The sequence below is a fragment of the Sphaerisporangium aureirubrum genome (assembly GCF_042658925.1).
GTDB lineage: Bacteria > Actinomycetota > Actinomycetes > Streptosporangiales > Streptosporangiaceae > Sphaerisporangium > Sphaerisporangium aureirubrum.
Genome location: NZ_JBHSRF010000054.1, coordinates 39941 through 62484 on the forward strand (window position 1 = coordinate 39941; position 22544 = coordinate 62484).

At 72.0% G+C, this 22544-nt stretch carries 17 protein-coding genes; 14 read left to right on the plus strand and 3 right to left on the minus strand.

Annotated elements, in window-relative coordinates; all coding sequences use genetic code 11:
* The first annotated feature begins 16 nt into the window (after positions 1 to 16).
* Positions 17 to 1852 carry an allophanate hydrolase gene (gene atzF / locus ACFP1K_RS28160; protein WP_380758797.1) on the plus strand — a complete coding sequence of 612 codons (1836 nt, stop codon included), beginning with the start codon at positions 17 to 19 and terminating at the stop codon, positions 1850 to 1852.
* On the opposite strand, the gene ACFP1K_RS28165 is transcribed toward atzF, so the two are convergent.
* Both ACFP1K_RS28165 and ACFP1K_RS28170 read right to left on the minus strand, forming a co-directional pair.
* Complete coding sequence (locus ACFP1K_RS28165; protein ID WP_380758833.1) at positions 1822 to 2616, minus strand: TrmH family RNA methyltransferase; 795 nt, start codon at positions 2614 to 2616, stop codon at positions 1822 to 1824. The genes atzF and ACFP1K_RS28165 overlap by 31 nt on opposite strands.
* 156 nt (positions 2617 to 2772) lie before the next feature.
* Entirely contained in the window at positions 2773 to 3546 is a 774-nt protein-coding gene (locus tag ACFP1K_RS28170; RefSeq protein WP_380758800.1) for a DUF4184 family protein, read from the minus strand.
* Positions 3547 to 3658: 112 nt separating this feature from the next.
* Here ACFP1K_RS28170 and ACFP1K_RS28175 point away from each other — a divergent pair, with 112 nt between their 5' ends.
* From ACFP1K_RS28175 to ACFP1K_RS28220, 10 genes are all read left to right on the plus strand, one after another.
* Positions 3659 to 4306: a cation transporter gene (locus ACFP1K_RS28175; RefSeq protein WP_380758803.1), complete on the plus strand. Its 648-nt coding sequence runs from the start codon at positions 3659 to 3661 to the stop codon at positions 4304 to 4306.
* A gap of 535 nt (positions 4307 to 4841) precedes the next feature.
* The gene (locus ACFP1K_RS28180) at positions 4842 to 6635 is read left to right on the plus strand and encodes a substrate-binding and VWA domain-containing protein (RefSeq protein WP_380758805.1); all 1794 of its coding nucleotides are present in this window, start codon (positions 4842 to 4844) and stop codon (positions 6633 to 6635) included.
* 328 nt (positions 6636 to 6963) lie between these two features.
* Positions 6964 to 9024 carry a sigma-70 family RNA polymerase sigma factor gene (locus tag ACFP1K_RS28185; protein WP_380758808.1) on the plus strand — a complete coding sequence of 687 codons (2061 nt, stop codon included), beginning with the start codon at positions 6964 to 6966 and terminating at the stop codon, positions 9022 to 9024.
* 257 nt (positions 9025 to 9281) lie between these two features.
* Positions 9282 to 9653 carry a hypothetical protein gene (locus tag ACFP1K_RS28190; protein ID WP_380758810.1) on the plus strand — a complete coding sequence of 124 codons (372 nt, stop codon included), beginning with the start codon at positions 9282 to 9284 and terminating at the stop codon, positions 9651 to 9653.
* 80 nt (positions 9654 to 9733) lie between these two features.
* Positions 9734 to 10768 carry a GNAT family N-acetyltransferase gene (locus ACFP1K_RS28195; protein WP_380758812.1) on the plus strand — a complete coding sequence of 345 codons (1035 nt, stop codon included), beginning with the start codon at positions 9734 to 9736 and terminating at the stop codon, positions 10766 to 10768.
* A 148-nt stretch (positions 10769 to 10916) separates the two neighbouring features.
* Entirely contained in the window at positions 10917 to 11744 is an 828-nt protein-coding gene (locus ACFP1K_RS28200; protein WP_380758814.1) for a glycosyltransferase family 2 protein, read from the plus strand.
* A 5-nt stretch (positions 11745 to 11749) separates the two neighbouring features.
* A complete protein-coding gene (locus tag ACFP1K_RS28205) occupies positions 11750 to 12736 on the plus strand; it encodes a glycosyltransferase family 2 protein (RefSeq protein WP_380758817.1) in 987 nt (328 codons plus the stop codon).
* Between the two features lie 4 nt (positions 12737 to 12740).
* Positions 12741 to 13541, plus strand: coding sequence for a polysaccharide deacetylase family protein (locus tag ACFP1K_RS28210; RefSeq protein WP_380758819.1), 801 nt, complete (start codon positions 12741 to 12743; stop codon positions 13539 to 13541).
* Between the two features lie 48 nt (positions 13542 to 13589).
* Positions 13590 to 14981: a lipopolysaccharide biosynthesis protein gene (locus ACFP1K_RS28215; protein WP_380758821.1), complete on the plus strand. Its 1392-nt coding sequence runs from the start codon at positions 13590 to 13592 to the stop codon at positions 14979 to 14981.
* The gene (locus ACFP1K_RS28220) at positions 14978 to 17890 is read left to right on the plus strand and encodes a hypothetical protein (protein ID WP_380758823.1); all 2913 of its coding nucleotides are present in this window, start codon (positions 14978 to 14980) and stop codon (positions 17888 to 17890) included. Before ACFP1K_RS28215 ends, ACFP1K_RS28220 begins: the two co-directional genes overlap by 4 nt.
* Positions 17891 to 17917: 27 nt before the next feature.
* On the opposite strand, the gene ACFP1K_RS28225 is transcribed toward ACFP1K_RS28220, so the two are convergent.
* The gene (locus ACFP1K_RS28225; protein ID WP_380758825.1) at positions 17918 to 19303 is read right to left on the minus strand and encodes a GH39 family glycosyl hydrolase; all 1386 of its coding nucleotides are present in this window, start codon (positions 19301 to 19303) and stop codon (positions 17918 to 17920) included.
* Positions 19304 to 19645: 342 nt separating this feature from the next.
* On the opposite strand from ACFP1K_RS28225, the gene ACFP1K_RS28230 reads away from it, so the two are divergent.
* From ACFP1K_RS28230 to ACFP1K_RS28240, 3 genes are all read left to right on the plus strand, one after another.
* Entirely contained in the window at positions 19646 to 20134 is a 489-nt protein-coding gene (locus tag ACFP1K_RS28230; protein ID WP_380758827.1) for a hypothetical protein, read from the plus strand.
* Positions 20135 to 20254: 120 nt separating this feature from the next.
* Positions 20255 to 21337 (plus strand): GNAT family N-acetyltransferase, encoded by a 1083-nt coding sequence (locus ACFP1K_RS28235; RefSeq protein ID WP_380758829.1) that lies wholly within the window; start codon positions 20255 to 20257, stop codon positions 21335 to 21337.
* A 94-nt stretch (positions 21338 to 21431) separates the two neighbouring features.
* Positions 21432 to 22544: DegT/DnrJ/EryC1/StrS family aminotransferase (locus ACFP1K_RS28240; RefSeq protein ID WP_380758831.1), on the plus strand; the 1113-nt coding region annotated here is incomplete at its 3' end.

Below are 22544 nucleotides of genomic sequence, written 5' to 3' on the forward strand. Positions count from 1 at the left end.
CTTAGGAAGGAACCGCATGGACGGCGCCCTCGACCTCGCGACACTCGCCCACCGCTACCGGACCGGATCGGCCGATCCAGTCGGCGTCGCCGAGGAAGTGTTACGGCGGATCGCGGCGCGGGGTGACGACCACGTGTGGATCACCCTGCGCTCGGCCGGGGACGTGCTCGCCGACGCGGCGCTGCTGGCCGCCGAGGCGACGGACCGGCCGCCGCTGTACGGGGTGCCGTTCGCGGTCAAGGACAACGTCGACGTGGCGGGGATGCCCACCACGGCGGCGTGTCCCGGGTACGCGTACATCGCCGACCGCAACGCGCCTCTGGTGGACCGGCTGATCGCGGCGGGCGCGCTGCTCGTCGGGAAGACGAACCTGGACCAGTTCGCCACCGGGCTGTCGGGCACCCGCAGCCCGTACGGCGCGTGCGAGTCGCCGCTCGTGCCGGGGCTGATCTCCGGCGGGTCCAGCTCCGGCTCGGCGGTGGCGGTGGCCGCCGGGCTGGTGTCCTTCGCCATCGGCACCGACACCGCCGGGTCCGGGCGGGTGCCCGCCGCGCTCACCGGGACGGTCGGGGTGAAGCCCAGCCGGGGCCTGGTCAGCACGCTCGGCGTGGTCCCGGCGTGCGCGTCGCTGGACTGCCCGAGCGTGTTCGCCACGTCGGTGGCGGACGGGCTCGCCGTTCTGTCGGTCATCGCGGGGACCGAGCCGGGCGACCCGTGGTCCCGGCCGTTCCCGGCGGTGCCCGCGACGGCGCCGCCGGTGGGGCCGCTGCGGATCGGGGTGCCGCGCGAGCCGGAGTTCTTCGGGGACGACGCGGCCGCGGCGGCGTTCGAGGAGGCGGCCGGGGCGCTGGCCCGGCTCGGGCACCGGCTGGTGCCCGTCGACCTCGATCCGTTCGTCGCGGCGGGGCGGCTGCTGTACGAGGGGCCGTGGGTGGCCGAGCGGCTGGCCGCCTTCGGGGGCTTCGCCGAACGACATCGCGACATGGTGCACCCGGTGACGCTGAAGATCCTGGACGGCGGGCGGCAGCTCACCGCGGTGGACGCCTTCGAGGGGTACTACCGGCTGCGGGAGCTGCGGGCCCGCACCATGCGGGAGTGGGCGTCGATGGACGTGCTGGTCGTGCCCACGGTGCCCACGACGTTCACGATCGGCGAGATGCTGGCCGACCCGATCGCCCGCAACGACATGCTCGGGCACTACACCAAGTTCACCAACCTGCTGGACCTGGCCGGTCTCTCCGTCCCGGCCGGCATGACCGCGGCGGGGCGCCCGCACGGCATCACCCTGCTCGGCCCCGCGGGCTCCGACGCCCTCCTGGCGGGTGTCGCGGCCTCCTACCCCGTCCCGTCCGCGAAGGCCGCCGGGGCCGCGCCGAGGGCGTCCAACGGATCGGTGTCCGCCACCCGCTCCCCCGCGCTCGCCTCGGTGCCGTCCCCGGCTCCTCCGGGGGACGGCCCGGTGCCGGTGCTGGCCGTCGTGGGAGCGCACCGGTCGGGCCAGCCGCTGCACGGGGAACTGGTCGGGCTCGGCGCCACCCCGCTCGGCACCGCGCTGACCGCCCCCCGCTACCACCTCTACGCACTGGACGGCGCGGTGCCCCGGGCCGGGCTGGTGCGGGCCGCGGCGGGCGGGGTGCGGGTCGAGGTGGAGCTGTACGAGATCGGCGCCGCCGCGCTCGGCACGCTGCTCACCATGATCGCCCCACCGCTCGGCCTCGGCACGCTGGAACTCGACGGCGGCCGGTACGTCCACGGCTTCCTCTGCGAGTCCTACGCCGCCGCGGGCGCCCTGGACATCAGCGCCCACGGCAGCTGGCCCGGCTACCTGCTCTCCCGCCTGTCCCCGACCTGACCGACCAGCCCGTGGCAGGCGATGGCCGCGGCGGCGACCACGTTGAGGGAGTCGACGCCGAGGGCCATCGCCTGCGGGCTCATCGGGATGCAGACGGCCTGGTCGGCGGCGTGCAGCCAGCGGGACGACAGGCCGTCGCCCTCCGAGCCGAGCAGCAGGGCCACCCGTTCGCCCATGGCGACCCCGTCCAGCGGGGCGGCGGTCTGGTCGGGGGTGAGCGCGAGGGTCTGGAAACCGGCGTCGCGCAGCTCGGCCAGGCCGTGGTGCCAGTCGGTCATCCGGGCGTAGGGGACGGCGAACACCGCGCCCATGGACACCTTGATCGACCGCCGGTAGAGCGGGTCGGCGCACCGGGGCGACAACACGACCGCGTCCACCCCGAGCGCCGCGGCGCACCGGAACACCGCGCCGACGTTGCCGTGGTCCACCAGGTCCTCCAGGACGACCACCCGGCGGGGCGGACGGTCCCCGCCCCCGGCCAGCAGGTCCCGCACGGCGGGCAGCTCGACGCGCGCCATGGACGCGAGGGCGCCCCGGTGGACGGTGAAGCCCGCGATGCCCTCCATCACGTCCGGCGGCACCAGGTAGACCGTGGCGTCCCCCAGGACGCCGGCCAGCCCGGGGAGCCAGCGGGGCGTGGTGAGCACCGACCGGATCGGGTACCCGGTGGCGACGGCCCGCCGGATGACCTTCTCCCCCTCGGCGATGAACAGCCCGCGCTCGGCCTCCAGGCTCTTGCGCAGCTCGACGTCGCGCAGCCGCATGTAGTCGGCGAGCCTGGGATCGGCGGGATCCTCCACCGGAACGAGATCAGGCACGCGCTCAAGCGTATGCCCCGCCGCCGGACACCAGGTCCGGAGACCCCGCGGACGACGGGCGGGGCCGCGCCGTCACGCGGGGGAAGAGCGTGCGAGCCGCCGTCAGGCGCGGGAGGAGCGTACGGCGCGGCGGAGCCACCAGGTCAGGGCGTACGCGGCGATGACCGCGCACCAGCCGACGATCACGCCGACGCCGGTCTTGGTGACCACGCCCGCCCAGCCGAACACGGGGTTGGGCGGGTCGACCAGCGTCCACACGGCCGCCGCGCCGCAGGCCGCGGCGACCGCGCCGCCGAGCACGCCCCAGCGGACGGCCGCCGGGAGGGCCAGCCGGTCGGGTGGCGGCTGCGAGGGCTCGGCACGCAGGGCCGTCACCACCCACCAGGCGGTCACCGCCATCCCGAGCAGCGACGAGGCGTACTGGGCCGCACGGAAGCCGGGCAGTCCCGGCACCAGCGGCTCCGACAACCACGCCCAGCCCCAGAACTCCGCGCCCCAGTCGTGCGTGAACGAGTCCCACAGCACATGGCTGCCCGCCCCCGCCACCGCGCCCAGCACGATGGCGTGCGCCCGCCGCCACGCGGGCCCCGGCAGCGCGGCGACCCGGCCGGACAGCGACGGCGGCAGCAGCGCCGTAAGGGGATCGCGCACCACGAACTGGAAGAACGCCAGCACCACGACCACCGCCACCACGTCGTCGGTGACCACCCCCGCGGGCGTGTGCCACCGCGTGTAGTCCTGCAGGTAAGGCAGGAACAGCGGCAGGTCGGGCACCATCGCCCCCACCGCCAGCGCCCAGGGGTCGAGCACCCCCCGCACCCGCCTCCACCGGACCAGCGGTATCACCACCGCCACATGCGCGGGCGTGAACGGCACCGCCCATCCTCCATCCCGTCCACAACCCCTGCGGAGCACGCGCCGACACTCTGAGTGACGAGTACGCTACTCAAAGTCGTCAGGACGATTTCCAATCGATCAGGGAGTCATCGTGCCAGATCCCAACACCCCCCTACGTCCGCCACCGCCGGCTGAGGCGGTGGGAACGTTCCTGCGGGACGCGCGGCGGGCGCGTGCGCTGTCGGTGGGAACGCTGGTGTGGCTGGGCGCGGAGAGCGTGCTCGGCCTGGCGGCGGGCCTCGCGGCCCACTCGGTGGCGCTGATCGGGTGGGGCTGCTCGGCGCTGGTGGAGGCGCTGGCCAGCCTGATCGTCATATGGCGGTTCACCGGCCGCAGGCTCCACTCGCACACGGCGGAGGAGCGGGCGGGGAAGGCCGTCGCGGTGAGCTTCTGGGTGCTGGCGCCGTATCTCGTGGCGCACGTGCTGTACGACCTCGGCGCGGGTCAGCGGTCGGCGCCCACCGTGCTCGGCATGGTGGTGACGACGATCAGCCTGGTGAGCATGCCGCTGCTGGGCGTGGCCAAGCGCAGGCTCGGCAGGCGCCTCGGGTCGGCGGCGACCACCGGCGAGGGCACCCAGAACGTGTTGTGCTCCCTGCTGGCGGGCGGGGTGCTCGTGGGGCTCACGGCCAACTCGTTCGGCTGGTGGTGGCTGGACCCCGCGGTCGCGCTGGTCCTCGCGGGCGTGGCGGTACGGGAGGGGGGCAGGGCCTGGCGCGGGGAGTCCTGCCCCCACTGAAGGATGACCACGGCCAGCTCCAGTCCCTGCGCCCGCAGGTCTCCCGCGACGCCCGGCCCGGTCCCGGGATCGGCCAGGGCCCGGCACACCCGCCCGGCCACCAGCACGTCCCGCACGTTCTCCGAGTCCCGCAGCACCCGGCGGATGACCTCCAGGCACTCGGGCCCGCCGAACTCGATCAGCAGGAGATCGGGCCTGGCGCCTCTCGGCACCCGCGCGCCGGCCACCGGGGCCGCCTCTGCGGGCCGCAGCCGTACCAGCGTGGTCATGGGCGCCTCCCCCGTTCGCCCCCTCCGGGGCTTTCGGTATGGCGGTTACGATACATCGCGTCAGGGGGCTGTCAAGATGTATCGCGTTTATCGGTACAAGGCGTCCATCGGTGCCTCACAGAACGTAATCGGCGCACCAAAAGATCGGTTTTGCTGACAAAACGGTTACCGCTATGGTTCCGTACGCATTACCCCGGATCTCCCTATATGGTCGCTGAACAGCGGTCCGGATTCCGGAAAGATCGACACCTTAATGAGGACAAACCGTGGGCGGACGTCACCGCACTGACGAGCTTGACGGCGGCTACAACCCCTATCAGGAGCCGTCGAGTCGCCGCCGGGCGGGCCGGGGGAAGGTGCTGGTACCCCTGGCCGGCGCCGTGGCGCTGGCCGTGCTGCTCGGTGTGGCGGCGTACGTGATCATGAGCAGGGATCAGGGCTGCGGGGAGAACAAGGTCGCCCTCCAGGTGGTCGCGTCGCCGGACATCGCCCCCGCGATCACCAAGATCGCCGCAGGCTTCTCCAAGAGCGCCACTCCGGACAACGGCGGCTGTGTCGCGGTGACGGTCAAGGACAGCGACTCCGCGGGTGTGACCAACTCCATCGCGGGTTCGGGCGCGACGGCGGGCAGGTTCGACTCCGACATGTGGATCCCCGACTCCAGCCTCTGGGTCGCCAAGCTGCGCTCCACCCCCAAGGGGTCGGGCATCTCGGCGCCGGTCGGCAGCATCGCCCGCTCCCCCGTGATCCTCACCGCCCCCAAGGCCGTGGTGGAGAAGCTCGGCAGCGCGTTCGGCGAGCCGAGCTGGAGCGGCCTGATGTCCGCCGCCAACGCCGCCACCCCGGACGGCCTCGGCCGCCGGGTCCGCGTGCTGCCGCTCGACCCCACCCAGAACGCCGCCGGCCTGAGCGCGCTGCTCGCCGGCGCCGGCATCCTGAAGACCTCGGGCGCGGGCGACGAGCAGCTGGTCGGCGTGCTGCGGCAGCTGTCGGAGTCGGCGGTGACCTCCCCGGCGAACATGTTCGCCACCATGGGCAAGCAGTCGTCGCGCGCGCCCATCGGCATCGCGTCCGAGCAGAGCATCTGGGCGTTCAACAACAAGAACGGCGGCCAGATGGTCGGCCTCTACCCGGCCGAGGGCACGATCAGCCTCGACTACCCCGTGCTGATCACCGCCAAGGACCAGGCCACCCGGAACGCGGCCAAGGCGTTCGCCACCGCCCTGAACGGCGCGACGGCCCGCAAGACGATCCGCGACCACGGCTTCCGCACCCCCGACGGGAAGGGCGGCGGCGCCATCAGCCAGGCCAACGGCCTCAACCCGAAGGCGCCCCGGGCGATCAAGATCCCCGACGCCGCGACGGTGACCCAGCTGTCGCAGGCGTGGTCCCGCCTGAAGCTCGGCGGGCGCATCCTGGCGCTGCTCGACATCTCCGGCACGATGGCCCTGCCCGCCGTCGGCGCCCCCGGCGACCGCATGCGGCTGATCTCGCAGACCGCGATCGAGGGCCTCAAGCTCTTCCCCGACAAGACCGAGATCGGCACCTGGGTCTTCTCCACCAACCTCAACGGCAAGGGCGTCGACTACCGCCAGGCGGTCGGCATCGGCCCCATCGGCGGCCCACTGGACGGCACCACGCGGCGCGAGGTCATCAGCCGCTCCCTGGCCTCCATCAAGGCCAAGCCCACCGGGGACACCGGCCTCAACGACACCCTGGCCGCCGCCTACGACAAGATGAAGGCCGAGTACGAGGCCGACAAGATCAACACGATCCTGATCTTCACCGACGGCGTGGGCAACGACGACCCCGAGGGCGGCATCACCAACGCCGAGATCCTCCGCAAGCTCCGCGACGAGTTCGACGAGACGCAGCCCATCAGCGTCATCATCATCGGCCTCGGCGCCAACGACGCGGCCGGCCGCCGCCAGATGCAGAACCTGGCGAAGGCCACGCAGGGCGAGGCGTTCTTCCCCAACAACGCCCTGGAGATCCGCAAGGTCTTCCTGGAGGGCATCTCCCGCCGCCTCTGCGCCCCCAACTGCAACGGCGGCCAGTAACCCGCCGCCTCCCGAAGGCCCCGCGAGCACCCGCCCGCGGGGCCTTCGCCGTGCCCCGGCCCGCGCGTTCCCGAGTAGCGGCGTGACTCGTGGGTCACACGCGTTTCACATACCTCAGCAAACCCTGTTTTCCCAGGTCATACCAGATGATTATCAAACGATCCCGGGTGAACCGGGTTGGGGAATAAGACGTCCTACGCGGTGTGGGGCCGGGCGCGAGGGGTTTTCGTCCTCGCGAGTGTGAGAGCACGGCAAGTCAGGGCCCGTACTGCGGGGAGGAATATTCGTGCCTGGATGGCCGGAGGTCGGGCGTGCCGACGATCAGCGATTGGCGGAGGCAGCGCGCCGGGCGGAGGAGCGTGCGGCCGACGGGCTCTACGACGCCTACGCCGATCGGCTGAACGACTACGCCTACTCGCTGGTCCACGAGACCGACGCGGCGGCGGACGCGGTGCACGCGGCCATCGTCACGGCGCACGGGCGCGCGGATCTGCTGCGGGAGACGTCGCGGCTGCGGGCGTGGCTGTACGCGCTGACGCGGTTTCACGCCGGTGAGTCGCGGGTGCAGGGCGGTGACCGGCGCGGGCGGACCCCGGCGTACGGGTTCGCCGGGGGGCGGCCGCACGAGCACGACCAGGACGTGGAGGACCCCGAGCTCACGGCGGTGGTCCGGGAGGCGCTCGGCGAGCTCGGGCAGCGGGAGCGGGACGTGCTGCTGCTGGCGGTGCGGCACGGGCTGACGACGGCCGAGATCGGGGTGGTGCTCGGGCTGACGTCCCGGCAGGCGGGGAACAGGCTCGGGCGGGCCCGTGAGCAGCTCGACAACGCGGGCGCGGCGGTGATCCTGGCCAGGACGGGGCGGGCGCACTGCCCGGACCTGTCGGCGCTCGTGGACTCCCTGGAGGGGCCCTTCCCGCAGCCGCTGCGCCGACGGTTGACCCGGCACATCGGCGGGTGCGAGGAATGCACCGACGGGCGGCGCCGCCGGGTGACCTCGGAGCGGCTCCTGGACGCCGTGCCGGTCGCGTTCCCGCCGCTGTCCCTGCGCCGCAGGGTCGCCGAGACGTGCTCGGGGATCGGGGACGACGCGGAGCGCGCCGCCGTCCTCGCCGCGACCGAGCGGTTCGACAAGAACGGTTTCCCCCCGCCCGGCACCGACCGCCGCGCCCGGGGCGATCGCACCGGCCTGGGCCGCCGCACAAAGGCCGACCGCACCGCCGCGGACCCCGCCCGGCAGCCAACCGGCCCGGACGCCGCACGGCACGCCACAGGCCCGGACACCGCACGGCACGCCACCGGCCCGGACACCGTCCGGTATCCCGCCGGCACCGCCATCGTCCGGTACACCGCGGGGACGAACGGCGCCGTCGCGAGCGGTGCGAACGGGCGCCACGCCACCGGGACGACGCACGGGTACGAGGACGCGAACGGCGCAGGTGCCGCCGGCGCGGAGGACAGGTACGACGCCGGTACTCAGCACAGGTCCGGCGGCGCGAGACGCGGATCGTCCGGCGGCGCGAAGCACGGGTCGTCCGGCTACGCCGGCGGCACCGAGCACGGGTTCTCCGGCGGCGCGGACGGCGCCGGTTCCGGCCATGAGTGGGAGACCGAGCCCGCCGCCGGACCGGATGGCGGGCAGGCCACGGCGCCACGGGGCCGGGGCCGGAGGGATCGGCGGGCGGTGCGGGCCGGGGTGCGTAAGGGGCGGCGGACGACGCCGGTGTTCGCGGCCGTGGCGTGTGTGCTGCTGGCCACGGGGGCGATGGTGGTCGCGACGGGACAGGACGCGACGCCGCCGGGGACGCAGATGCTGCGGTTCCCCAGCCGGACCCCCGGGGATCTGCAGATCACCTATCCCGACCCGACCGGGCCCGCCCCGTCCGCGAGCAGGTCCTCGCCGGGCAGGTCCCCCGCGGCCTCGCCGACACCGTCCCAGGAGGCGGCGTTCCCGGCCGGTCCGACGGACAGGCCGCGCCCCTCGGCCACGCGCTCCCCGTCCCGCAGCGCCCCGGCGCAGCCCGCGGCCCGGCTGGTGCTCTCCTGCCCGGGGGCGCTCGGGCAGGAAGGCGGAGGTGTGATCCTCATCTCAGCGCGCAACGCCGCCCTGGAATGGTCGGCGGCGGCGTCCGGCGGCCTCTCGGTGTCGCCGGGCCGGGGCGTGCTCGGCGTGGGCGTGAAGGCGCGCCTGGCGGTCGTGGTGGCCGAGCCGGGCGAATCCGGCGAGGGCCTGGTCACCTTCAGATCGGCGGCGGGAGAGGCCGCCTGCGCGGTGTCGTGGGACGGGCAGGAGCAGCCGCCGGAGTCGGAGCCTCCGCCGGACCCGACCTCGCCGCCGGACCCCGTCCCGACGGACGCGCCGAGCGGTGACGCGACAGGTGATCCGAGCTGATTCCCCCCTCGGCATCACACTCCGGGCAAACCGGCGGTACCTTGGGTACCGCCGGTCCCTGAAACCCCAAAAGTCTCGGGGGTATCGGCTATTCGGCGTTGGTGGTCTGTCCGGCCGCGCCGCGGTTGTTTCCGCGAAGCGGTAAACCCGCGACCGGGTTGGGGCGTCGGCATTGACGATCGGATCGGGTGGTTGGTCCTATGAGGACAGCGATCAACCAGCTATTTGCACGCCACTGACCCGCGGAGCCAGGAGACATGCGTACGAATCGGACAGTGCTCGGGTGGGTGCTGGCGATCGCGTGCGCCGCGGGAGCGGTGATCGCGCTGGCCGACATCCAGACGCCGGTGCGCGTGATCCTCACGCCGTTGTTCCTGCTGGTGGTCCCGGGCGCCGCGGTCGTCGGACTGTTGCGTGATCGTGACCCACTCGCCGCTCTAACGGTGGGCGCCGCGGCGAGTCTCGTTATAAACGTCTTATTAGCCGAGGCCATGCTCCTTTTCGACGCCTGGTCTCCCCGCGCCGGGGTGGCCACCGTCGCGGTCCTCGGTGGGTTCATGTGGGTGCTTCGGTCTCTGTACCGGGGGAACGGCAGTCTGCACACCGAAGAGGGGGCCCGGTCGAAGTGAAAGTGACAGTGGTCCGCCCGGGGGACTTAGGCGAGCCCGAGCTCGCGCTGTGGCGTGACCTCCAGCGGACGTGCCCTTCCTTGGACAACCCCTTTCTCTCCGTCGAGTTCGCCCTGGCCGTCGACCGGCTCCGCTCCTTCGCGCGCGTCGCCGTCGTCGAGGACGGCGGCGACGTGGTCGCGTTCCTGCCCTTCGAGCGGCATTCGTTCGGCATCGGCAAGCCGCTCGGCAGCTGGCTGACCACCTGCCACGGCCTCATCTCGGAGCCGGGCCTGGAGCTGTGCGCCCGCACGCTGCTGCGGGCCTGCGGGCTCTCGGTGTTCGACTTCGACCATATGGTGGCGGGACAACCGACGTTCGTGCCGCACGAGTCGGCGGTGCGGCCCGTGCCGGTCATGGACCTCACCTCGGGGTTCGAGGCCTATGTCGCGCACGTGCGCGAACACTCGCCGAAGAACTACAAGACCATCCGCTACAAGGAACGCAAGCTCGCCCGCGAGCACGGCGAGGTCCGGATGGAATGGCGCGCCACCGATCCCGAGTCGATGCGCACGCTGACCAACTGGAAGTCCGATCAGTACCGCCGGACCGGACGGGTGGACCGCTTCGCCCAGCCCTGGATCGTCGAGCTGATCGAGCAGATGCACGCCACCGACACCCCGTCGTTCGGCGGCGTGCTGACCATGCTCTACGCCGGGGACACCCCGGTGGCGGGGCACTTCGGCCTGCGTACGCACAACACGCTGGTCGGCTGGTTCCCCGCGTACGACCCGGAGTTCGCCCGGTACTCCCCCGGGATAATGCACCACTTGCACATGGCGGAGCAGGCCGCGTCCCACGGTCTGGGCCAGGTCGACATGGGCAAGGGGGGCCGGGAGTACAAAGGCTGGTTGAAGAGCGGCGTCATCCACGTCTCCGAGGGCCGGGTCTCCCGGCCGTCGCCGACGGCCGCCGTTCACTGGATGGGCCGGACACCCGTGAACAAAGCACGCAGCATCGTCGTCGATCGTCCGTCGCTCTACCGGTTGGCCGACCGGTTACTCAAGGGCTTCGGGCGCGTCCGTACCACCCTCCAGCCCGACGCCATACAGAAGGAACCCTCGGGGGCCAGCTGAAAAGCTCTCCCCCGAAACGAGCCGACACCCCTCTACTGCTCTGACCGGGACGGGGAAACCCCTCTCCGTCCAGTCGCGCCGGTCCTATTGGCAGTCGCCGCCGATGTCAGACCGCCCGGAAGGACATCCCTCAAAAATGAGTCCCGAGATGACCACCAAGCACAATGGGAAGACTCAGCTTGGCACCCTGAGACCGCTTCCCACCGTGGACCGTTTCACCCCCCTCACCCCGCACCTGGCCATATCCCCGACCGTCAGCGTGGTCGTCCCGGCCATGAACGAGGCGGAGAACCTTCCGCACGTCTTCGCCACGCTGCCGCACTGGATCGACGAGATCGTGCTCGTCGACGGCAACTCCACCGACGACACCGTCGCGGTGGCCCGCAGGCTCCGCCCCAACCTCCGCGTCGTGATGCAGCGCGGCAAGGGCAAGGGCGACGCCCTGTCGACCGGTTTCGCCGCGTGCACCGGCGACATCATCGTCATGATCGACGCCGACGGCTCCACCGACGGCCGCGAGATCGTCCACTTCGTCAGCGCGCTGGTCGCCGGGGCCGACTTCGTCAAGGGCTCCCGGTACGCCAGCGGCGGCGGCAGCGACGACCTCACCTTCAGCCGCAGGCTCGGCAACAGCGTGCTGCGCACCCTGGTCAACTGGATCTACGGCACGAAGTACACCGACCTGTGCTACGGCTACAACGCCTTCTGGGCGCGCCACCTGGACACCCTGGACCTCGACTGCGCGGGTTTCGAGGTGGAGACCCTCATGAACATCCGGGCGGCCAAGGCGGGCCTGAAGGTGCACGAGGTGCCGAGCCACGAGCGGTGCCGCATCCACGGCGAGAGCAACCTCCGCGCCGTCCGCGACGGCTGGCGGGTGCTCAAGACCATCATGCGCGAGTGGCGGCGGCCCACGCTCGACGTCGGCCTCGTGCCGGCCGAGCGGCAGCCCGCGGCCGACCAGGGCGCGGCGTAACCACGATGAAGATCTCCGTCGTCATCTGCGTCTACACCGAGGAGCGGTGGGACGACATCGGCGCGGCCGTGCGCTCGGTGCGCGGCCAGCGGCGCCCACCGGACGAGCTGATCCTCGTCGTCGACTACAACCCCGAGCTGCACCTGCGGCTGAAGGGCGAGTACACCGACGCGATCGTCGTGGAGAACAGCCACGACCGGGGTCTGTCCGGCGGGAAGAACACCGGGACGGCGACCGCGACGGGTGACGTCGTGGCGTTCCTGGATGACGACGCGGTGGCGGACGCCGGATGGCTGGAGGCGTTCGAGGAGGCGATGTCCGAGCGGCATGGCGCGGACCCGGCCGTCGTGGGGGTCGGCGGGTTGACCAAGCCGCTCTGGGACACGGGCGCACGGCCGCGGTGGTTCCCCGAGGAGTTCGACTGGACCGTCGGGTGCACCTATCGCGGCCTGCCCGCGGAACGCAAACCCATCCGCAACGTGATGGGCGGCAACGCGGCCTTCCGCCGGGAGGCCGTGCAGGGGGTCGGCGGTTTCCACTCCGGCATCGGCCGCAGCGTGCAGGGGCGCAAGAGCCGCCCCCTCGGCTGCGAGGAGACCGAGTTCTGCATCCGGCTCTCCCAGCGCAGACCCGGCTCGATCATGATGTTCGAGCCGCGGGCGATGATCGGGCACCGGGTGCCGGCCGTGCGGGCGACGTTCCGCTACTTCCGTTCCCGCTGCTACGCCGAAGGCCTGTCCAAGGCCCTGGTGGCGCAGAGCGTGGGCGCCGCGGACGGGCTGTCCAGCGAGCGCGCCCACGCGATGAAGGCATTGCCCGCGGGTGTGCTGCGCGGCGTGGGCGAGGCGCTGCGGGGCGACCCGGCGGGCCTGTCCAGGGCGGGGGCGATCGTCGTCGGGCTGGCCTGGACCGCCTGGGGACTCGCCGTCGGATCCGCCCGGCTGCGGCTGCGCGGGACCCGGACGGGCGCGCCCAACGACCAGGAACAGTGATCACATGCGCGTACCCATCCTGATGTACCACTCGGTCACCGACCGGCCGACCAGCGGGACGAAGCCGCTGGCGGTCCGTCCGTCGATGTTCGAGTCGCAGATGACCTACCTCAAGGACCGCGGCTTCACCCCGCTGACCCTCGGCGACCTCGTCGCCACGCTGTACGGCACCGGCGGCGCCCCCGAGCCCGAGCGGCCGGTGGTGGTGACGTTCGACGACGGGTACGCCGACTTCCACACAGAGGCCCTGCCCGTGCTGGAGCGCCTCGGCTTCCCCGCGACCGTGTTCGTGACCAGCGGGTGGCTCAGCGACGCCGGGCAGGACGCCGCGGGCAAGCCGCTGGACCGCATGCTGAGCTGGAGCCAGATCCGCGAGGCCGCGTCCTGCGGCGTCGAGATCGCCGGGCACAGCCACAGCCACCCGCAGCTCGACCAGCTCTCCGACAACGACCTGCGCCAGGAGCTGCGCCGCAACAAGGCGCTGCTGGAGGACAAGGTGGGCCGCCCGGTGGCCACCATGGCCTACCCGTACGGTTACTCCAGCACCCGGGTGCGCCGCGAGGTGCGCAAGGCCGGATACTGGGCCGCCTGCGCGGTGGCCAACGCGCTCGCCGACGACGGCGCCGACGTGATGGCGCTGCCACGCCTGACCGTGGGCCGGTCCACCACCATGGACCGCTTCCGCCGTGCGGTGGAGGGCCGCGGCGTGCCGATGATCTACCTGAAGGAGCGCGCCCTGACCAAGGGATACGCGGTGGTGCGGCGCACGCGGTACGGTCTGCGCCACGTGGCCGGGCGTGAGTGACCACTTCCGCGAGGACGCCGCGTGACGAATGAGGGGGGTGACGCGGCCATGAGCACGACCGCCGCGCACGACGAGCCGGAGCGGGAGGAAGGGCGCGAGACGGCCGGACGGCTGGCCGTACTGCGGCGCCGATTCTTACGCGACCTGCGCAATCCTCTCTTCCTGAACGGCTACGCCCTGATGGCCAACACCGGCCTCACGGCGGTGCTCGGCATGGGCTACTGGCTGCTCGCCGCGCGCATGTACTCCCCCGAGGACTTCGGGCGCAGCCAGGCCCTCATCACGGCCATGCGGCTGTTCGCCGGGCTGATCGCGCTCGGCCTCACCGGCGCGCTGGCGCGGTTCGTGCCGATCGCCGGGCGGCGCACGGGCGGGCTGATCGGGCGCGGGTACCTCATCGCCACGCTGACCGCCGTGGCCGCCGCCGTCGGGTTCCTGCTCACACTGCCGGTGTGGGGGGAGAACTACTCGACCCTCGCCGGGGTCGGGCCGGGGCTGTTCTTCCTGGCCTCCGTGGCCATCTGGTGCATCTTCACCCTGCAGGACGTGGTGCTCGCCGGGCTGCGCAAGGCCGTGTGGGTGCCGGTGAACAGCCTGTGCTTCGGGCTGATCAAGATGGGGCTGCTGGTCGCGCTGGCGGGCGCGCTGCCCGACGACGGCATCTACGTGTCGTGGATCATCCCGACCGCGATCGCGCTGGTCCCGGTCAACCTCTTCATCTTCGGTGTGCTGGTGCCCCGGCACGCCAAGCGGGCCCCCGCGGGGTCCCGGCCGCCGCGGCTGCGCGAGATCGGCCGGTTCCTGGCCGGGGACTACCCAGGTGCGTTCTCCATCCTGGCGATCGTGTACTTCCTGCCGGTGTACGTCGCCTCGCGGATCAGCGGCGAGATGTTCGGGTACTTCGCGATGGCGCAGACCCTCGGCGCGATGATCGAGCTGCTCGCCATCAACATGGCGGTCTCGCTGACCGTGGAGGGGGCCACCGACCGGTCCCGGCTGGCCGCCAACTGCCGCCAGGCGATGCGGCGGTCGTATCTCATCATCGCGCCGGTGTCGCTGCTGACGTTCCTGGCGGCGCCGCTGATCCTCTCGGTCTTCGGGCCCGGCTTCGCCGAGCACGGCACGCTGCTGCTGCGGCTGATGGCGCTGGCGGTGCTGCCCCGGGTGCTCATCGAGATCTATCTGAGCGGGGTGCGGGCGCAGAGCAGGCCGCGCACGCTCGCGGTGGTGCAGATCGGGCTGGCGGTGCTGGTGCTGACGTCCTCGGTGGTGCTGCTGCCGGTGGCGGGCGTCGCGGCGGTGGGGTACGGCCTGCTGTTCAGCGAGCTCCTGGTCGCGTTGCTGATCCTCCCGGGACTGCGCAAAATACTCAATCACCCCGGGACGCCGCGGACGGCGAGCGCGCGGGAGGCGGCCGAGGCCGCATCATGGTCTACGTGAGGCGACGGACAGGCGACGACGTGAAAGATCAGGCGGCCGTCACCGGCGATGGTCCCGGCGTGGATCTGGAGCCCGCCCCCGAACCGCCCGAGCCCCTGGACGAGGACGCCACCCAGGTGATCCCCCTCCCGGTCGTGGTCGCGGCCCGGAGCACCGCCCCGGCGGCCCCGCCCGCGCCCCCTGAGGACGTCGTCGCGCCCCCTGAGGACGTCGTCGCGCCCCCCGAGGACGTCGTCGCGCCCCCCGAGGACGTCGTCGCGCCCCCCGAGGACGTCGTCGCACCCCCCGAGGACGTCGTCGCACCCGCGGAGCCGGAGCGGGACACCGACCCGGACGAGCCCGAGGACGACGCGGATCTCGACACGGACGCGGAACTCGACGCCGACACCGGGGAGGCACTCGACACCGACGCGGAGCTCGACGACGTCCCGGGACCTGACACCGACCCAGCGCTCGACGCCGAGCCGGGGCTCGACGGCGATCCGGCGATCGACACCGATCCAGAGCTTGACGTCGGCTCGAAGCTCGACGCCGAGCCGGCGCCGTCCGGAACCGCGCCACAGCCGGAACCGGAGCCCGAGCCCGAAAGCGAGCCCGAGCCCGAGCCTGAGCCCGACCCGGAGCCTGTCGCCGAGCTGACGGAGGCCACCGTCGAGGTGCGTAAGCCCTTGGTGCCCGTGGCGCCTCCTGTGGAGCCCGAGCCGGAGCCCGTGCCGCAGGCGGCGCCGGTGCGGATCGGGCGGGGGCCCGTGGCGGAGGCGCGGCCGTCGCTGGTGACGCGGGTGACGGGGAGCGCGGCGACGTGGCTGCCGCCGTTGCTGACCCTTGAGGGCCTGGCCATGTACGTGCTCGCGCTGCGCGTGCCGTACGGGCCCATGCGCGGCGTGGACCTGAACGGCATCGACGGGCTCGGCCTGGTCTCGGTGCTGCCGGTCACCGCGTTCGCGGCCATCGCGCTGATCATCGTCTCGTTCTTCGTGACGCTCACCCAGAACACCGACCGCAAGGGCCTGCTGCTGTTCCAGCTGGCCGCGGTGACGTTCACCCTGCACGGCGCCGCCGCGCTGGTGGAGGCCGAGCCGAGGTTCCACACCGCCTGGGTGCACGCGGGCTTCACCGAGTACATCGGCCGGGCGGGCGAGACGCTGCCGGGCCTGGACGCGCGGTTCGCCTGGCCGGGCTTCTTCGCGTTGTTCGGGTTCGTGCTGCGCGCCGCCGGGGTCGACGACATGTCGACCATCCTGGCGTGGACGCCGTTCGTGTCGAACCTGCTGTACCTGCTGCCGTTCGTGCTGATCCTGCGCCGCCTGGTGGCGACCACCCGCGCCCGGTGGTTCGCCGCGCTGCTGTTCATCGTGGTGCAGTGGATCGGGCAGGACTACTTCTCGCCACAGGGCTTCACCTACGCCCTGTACCTGGTGTTCATCGCGATCCTGCTGCGGTGGTTCGGCAAGGCCGAGCCACGCTCGGCGCCGCTGCCCCCCAAGGGGCTGATCCGGCGGCTGCTGGCCCGGCTGGACCGGCTGGCCCCCGGCGAACTGCCGTCCAGGCCGACGACCGTGACCGACCGGGTGGTGCTGCTGACCCTGCTGGTGGGGCTGTTCGTGGCGACCACGGCCACCCACCAGATCACGCCGTTCATGATGCTCGGCGCGCTGACCGGCCTGATCCTGCTGCGGCGCAGCACGCTGTCGCTGGCGCTGCCGGTGTTCCTCGGCCTGATCGTCCTCGCGTGGATCAACTACCAGGCCACGCCGTTCTGGTCCGGCAGGATCGACGAGCTGTTCGGCGGCATCGGCAAGATCTTCGCCAACCTCCAGGAGAACACCGGGGACCGCCTCCAGGGCACCGACCCGCAGCACGCCCTCGTGCTCCAGGTGCGGCTCGGCATCTGCGGGGTGATCCTGCTGTTCGCCGGGGTGGGCCTGCTGCGGCGGCTGCGCCGGGGGGTCGGCGACCGGGTGGCGGTGCTCCTGCTGGCCGTGCCGACCCTGGCGCTCGGGCTGCAGAGCTACGGCGGCGAGATCGGCCTGCGGGTGTACCTGTTCGCGCTGCCCGCGGCGTGCATCCTCGGCTCGTACGCCTTCTTCCCGAACCTCCCCGCGCACACCGGCACGGCGCGGGAGGAGGAGACCGTGCCGGTGCGGCGGCGCCAGGTGCGGCTGCGGCCGGAGACCACCAGACGGATTTCGGCGGTGCTGGCGGCCTGCACGGCGCTGTCGCTGGCGGTGGCGTTCCTGGTGGCGCGGTACGGCAACGAGAAGTTCGAGCGGGTCACCTCCGGCGAGGCCGCCGCGATGCGGTACATCTACGACCACGACCGGCCGAGCGCGCGGCTGTTGTACCTGGTGCCGGTGCTGGGCGACGAGGTGACGCCGACGGTGCCGTGGCGCGAGCGCGACATCGACCGGGTCGACTACTTCCAGGCCCTGGTCACCCAGGATCCCTCCGACCTCGCCGGGGTGCTCACCGCGCTGCGGGCCCAGCCGCCCAACTCCTTCGTGATCATGAGCAGGGGCCAGGCGGCGTACCTGGAGCTCAACCACGGCTTCTCCGGCGACTGGGGCGCGCGTTTCCGCGCCTCGCTGGACTCCTCGCAGTACCTGAAACGGGTCTTCACCAACCGCGACGCGGCCATCTACACCCTGCGGTCCTACCCGAGGGGCGCGGAGATCCCGCCGCCGTCCGGCATGACCCTGGTCGGCGACCGCTCCACCCCGTGGACGCCGTTCGGCCTGGTGGCCCTGTTCCTGGCCGTCGGCACGCTCTTCAGCGCCGAGCTGGTCCGCCTGCGCGCCCCCGGGAGATCCACCCGGGGACGGCGGCGGCTGGTCCTCATCGGCCTGCTGATGACCGCCGGCGCCCTCGCGGTGATCGTGGAACGCTTCCTCACCCTGACCTCGGTCTAACCCTCACAGCCCCGCCGAGGCGGGGGGTCAGGCGTCGCGTTCGCTCCACTGGACGGCGTAGGCGTCCAGGTCGAAGGGCTTGCCGTCCACGGTGACCGAGAGGGGCTCGGGGGTGGTGTTGACGATGACCATCTGGTTCTCCACCGCGAGCGCGCGGGCGCGGCGGTCGGACACCTGCACCTCGACCAGCTGGGCTCCGGCGGCGAACCACCGGGTGAAGCCGCTCAGCACGCCGGCCATCGGCATCTCGTCGCCCGTGCCGGGGGCCCACACGCAGCCGGGGCAGTCGTCGCCGGTGCGCCGCTGGGGGTTCCAGTAGAGCGCGGTGGCCGCGCCGCTCCTGGCGAACTCCATCATGGCGGCGACCTGGACGGCGGTGCGGTGCTGCTCGTCCCAGTCGATGTTGTCGGGCGCGATGTACCACTCGGCCCACCACACCGGCAGGTCGCCGCTCTTCTGCCGCAGCCAGGTGGTCATGGCGGAGAACTTGCCGAGCGCGGTGAACTCGTCGGGCACCAGGCCCTTGTCGTTGGTGGCCGAGGAGGCGTCGATGACGACGAAGTCGGCGCCTTTCTTGTGCTTCAGCCAGTACTCGATGCTCTGCAGCGGGCGGCGGTCGATGGCACCCCAGGGGCCCTTGAGGTCCGAGGCGTTGGCCGAACTGATGTGGCTGTCCACCGGGACGTACGGCCCGCCGACCTGGATCTTGGGGTTGACGGCCTTGAGCGCGTCGTAGACGCGGTTGTAGAGGTCGGTGTAGGCCTCGGCGTCCCAGCTGTTGTGGACGTCGTCCCAGAAGCCTTTGAACTCGTTCCAGACCATGTAGTGGGTGATGGTCGGGTACCGCTTGGCGATGGTGGCGGCGAGCGCGGCGAAGTCGCCGAAGTGCTCGCGCTGCGGGGCGACCTCGATCTTGCTCCAGGCGGTGCGGCCCTCGGCGCCGCCCTTCATCCAGTCCGGCGCGCAGCACAGGGTGAGCACCGGCTGGGCCTTGGTGGCGGCCATCAGCTTGACCCGGCGGTCGAGGTCGCGGAAGTCGTACTTGCCGGGCGTCGGCTCGGGGTTGCCCGCGCCCCAGCCCATGATGTGCTGGTTCTGCAGCATGGGAATGCGGCTCAACAGGTCGCGTGCGCGGCCGGCCGGCTCGTCGTCCTCGTTGTCGGCGCTGTACTGCGTGTGGGTGAGGCCCCAGCGCGGCCAGCTGTCGACCACGGGGGGCGACTCCAGGACCGGCGGCGGCTCGGGGGTCGCCAGGATCGTGGCGGGCACCCCGTCGGCGCGGTCCGGGCCCCGGCGGGCCGCGTAGGCGAGCAGCCCGACCACCATGGCCAGGGCGACCAGACCCGCCCCGAGGGCGAGAGGACCCTTGGGGACGTAGCGACGGCGTGCGTGCCGACCAGTGCTATCCACCACACAGTCACCGTATCTACTCACGCTTGCAGAACCCTTGAATGCTCCCACCGATCGCCGCTGGGCACGAACTCACGCGGCTCCTCGGCGTATGCCCAAGGTCCCCATAAGACCTGTTTGGGGGCTATGCATGCAGCTCAGAGATCAACCAACATTCAAGCCCCCTAAGGTGTCAACTCGTTAATGAAAGGGGTATAAACCCGGCGACCGAGGATTTGAGGGGGCACAGTGGCCCAAGCATGGCTGCCCGTCGCCAGTCGAATTCCCGCTCCAGAGGACGCCGGCACCATGGGGGGAGGTGCTCCCAGGGCGGTCTGGTCCATTTTCCCGACCGACCCTCAACGGGTGTCGGCCAAGTCCGTGGCCCAGCGGCTGATCCAGCTGAAACGCCCCGCCCACCTGGTCTGGAACCCGGTGTCGGGGCAGATCGTCCAGTCGCTGCCCCCGACCAGGGCGGCGTGCGGCCTGCCGGGCGAGCTGAACCGGCACGGCAGGGTGTGCGTCCAGATCCGGGTGCTCGGCTCGGTCGACGAGCCGTTCACCGAGAGCAAGCTGGACGGGCTCGACGACATCCTGGCGTGGCTGGACTCCTGGCACGTCCCCCGGCGCTGGCCGGCGGGGCCGCCGTTGCCGTACCCGAGCTCGGTCGCCGAGCAGGGCAGCCTGCGGGTGTGGGCCAAGGGCGGTCACTTCGGCAACTCGCAGGTGCCGGGCACCCGCGAGGGCGACCCCGGGCCCATCGACGTGCACCGCATCGTCGGCGAGCACGCGGAGGACCTGAGCGTGCCGCGCCCGCGCGAAGGGCGGGAGCAGACCGCGACCGCGGAGCGGTGACGAGGATGACACCGTCCTCTGACCGCACCGTGATCTGATCTTTATCGTACTATTACAGCCCAGGCGCCAAGCTGGGGAAAGCAGCGGGCCCAGGTCCGCAATCACACCCAGTAGGAGCCCATGCGCATCTCCGTCGTCCACCCCCGGGAACTCGGGCATTCCGAGACTGAACGGTGGCGGACGCTTCAGAACGCGGACCCCGCGCTGGACAGCCCGTTCCTGTCTCCGGAGTTCACCGTCGAGACCGGACGGGTCAGGGAGCAGGCGCGCGTCGCCGTCCTGTACGACGGGCCGGACATCGTGGGGTTCTTCCCGTTCGAGCGCCACCAGCTCGGCATCGGGCGCCCCGTCGCGGCCGGGCTCACCGACGCGCAGGGCATGGTGCACGCCAAGGACATCGAGCTGGACCCCTACGCGCTGATGAAGGCCTGCGGCCTCGGGGTGTTCGAGTTCGACCACCTGCTGGCCGGGCAGCCGCTGGTGCCCGACCGGCACACCAGGCACCCCTCGCCGGTGATCGACCTGTCCGAGGGGTTCGAGGCGTACGTCGAGGTGCTCAAAGAGGTCTCCGGCAAGACGTACAAGTCGACCGCGTACAAGAGCCGCAAGCTCCAGCGGGACTTCGGGGAGCTGCGCCACGACTACGCCACCACCGACGAGTCGGCGCTGCGCACCCTGCTGGACTGGAAGACCGACCAGTACCGCCGCACCGGCCGAACCGACCGGTTCGCCCGGCCGTGGATCCTCGAGCTGGTGCAGAACCTGCTGAACGTGAACGAGCCGAGCTTCGGCGGCTCCCTGGACATGATCTACGTCGACGGGCGTCCCGTGGCGGGCCACTTCGGGCTGCGCACCGCCACCACCCTCGCCGGGTGGTTCCCCGCCTACGACCCTGCCTTCGCCAAGTACTCCCCCGGGCTCATCCACCACCTCGCCATGGCCGAGAAGGCGTCCGCCGCCGGCATCCGCCTGATCGACATGGGGCGGGGCGAGAAGGAGTACAAGGAGAAACTGAAGACAGGCGAGCTGTGGGTGACGGAGGGGCGGATAGCGAGGCCCACCCCCGGCGCGGGGATGCACTGGCTGGTGCGCGTACCGGTGCGTAAGGCGCGCGGCACCGTGCTCGCCAACTCGATGCTGCGGGAGACGGCCGACTTCGCGCTCAAGACCTACGGGAAGATCCGCACCTCGATCGCCTCGTAACGATCGCCTCCCCGGCACCACGAGTAACTCTCGGTGCGCTACCTTTTCTGCTCTGGCCGCCTACCCGCCGCCCAGGCAGGCGAAACGAGGAGCAGTGAGCCCAGAGCAACTCATAGCCGCCCGAACGGGCCGGGAAGCGGTCTACCTGCCCTCCAACCGGCTCGGGTTGTTCCTCGCGCTGCGACACTGGTGCACGCCGGGCCAGCGGCTTCTCATGTCACCCATCTCGGCGGACGAGATCCTGTTCCTGGTGCTGGCCGCCGGGCTCATCCCGGTCATCGCGCCGGTGTCCGTCCTGGACGGCAACATCGAGATGGCACGGGCCCTGCTCAGCGGCGTGGACGCCGTGCTCACCACCAACCTGTACGGGCTGCCCGACGAGGTGCGCGGCATGACGGGGCTGCTCGTCATCGAGGACGTCGCGCACGCGGCCGAGACCACGGTGGACGGCCGCCCGCTCGGCACCTTCGGCGTCGCGGGGGTCTTCAGCCTTTCCAAGCACGCCGGAGCGGGGTCGGGCGGTGTGCTGGTCGTCGAGGACGCCGCGACCGCGCGCCGGCTGGAGGCCGAGCGCGACCTGCTGCTGCGGCCCGGGGTGCTGCGCAAGGAGCTGTTCGGCGTGGCGACCTCCATGGCCCGGCGCATGGCGCTGCGGCTGGACATGGCCCGTCCCGCGATGGGCCTGGCCCGTGTGCTCGGGCTCACCGAGCCGCGCGACGGCCATCGCATTCCCCTGCGCGGCGAGGACCTGCGCTCCGCGCTCAAGCACGCGCCCGATCTGCCGCCCATGGATCCCTGGGTCCGGGCCGACCTCCACGACTACCGGCACGCCCGCCGCCGGGTGGCCCGCTGGTACCAGGCCCGGTGCCTGGCCCGCCTCCCCGACGAACGGGACCGCCGCCTCGCCGGGATCGCCAAGCTCGCCGAGCTCCCCACCGTGGCCCCCGCCGTGCTGCGGCACACCGACCAGCCGCTGTTCCGCGTCCCCCTGCTGGTCTCCGACCGCGACGCCGCCATCGCCACCCTCGCCCGCCGCGGCGTCCCCACCGGCTACCTCTACGACCCTCCCTACGACGAGTACGCCGAAGCCTTCGTGGAGCCCTCCCCCGACCCCCGCCCCGCCCGCTGGTGGTCCCGCCACGTCCTCCCCATAGACCCGATCTACGCCACCCGCGCCCTCCCCATAATCTCCTCCCTCTCCCCCGCC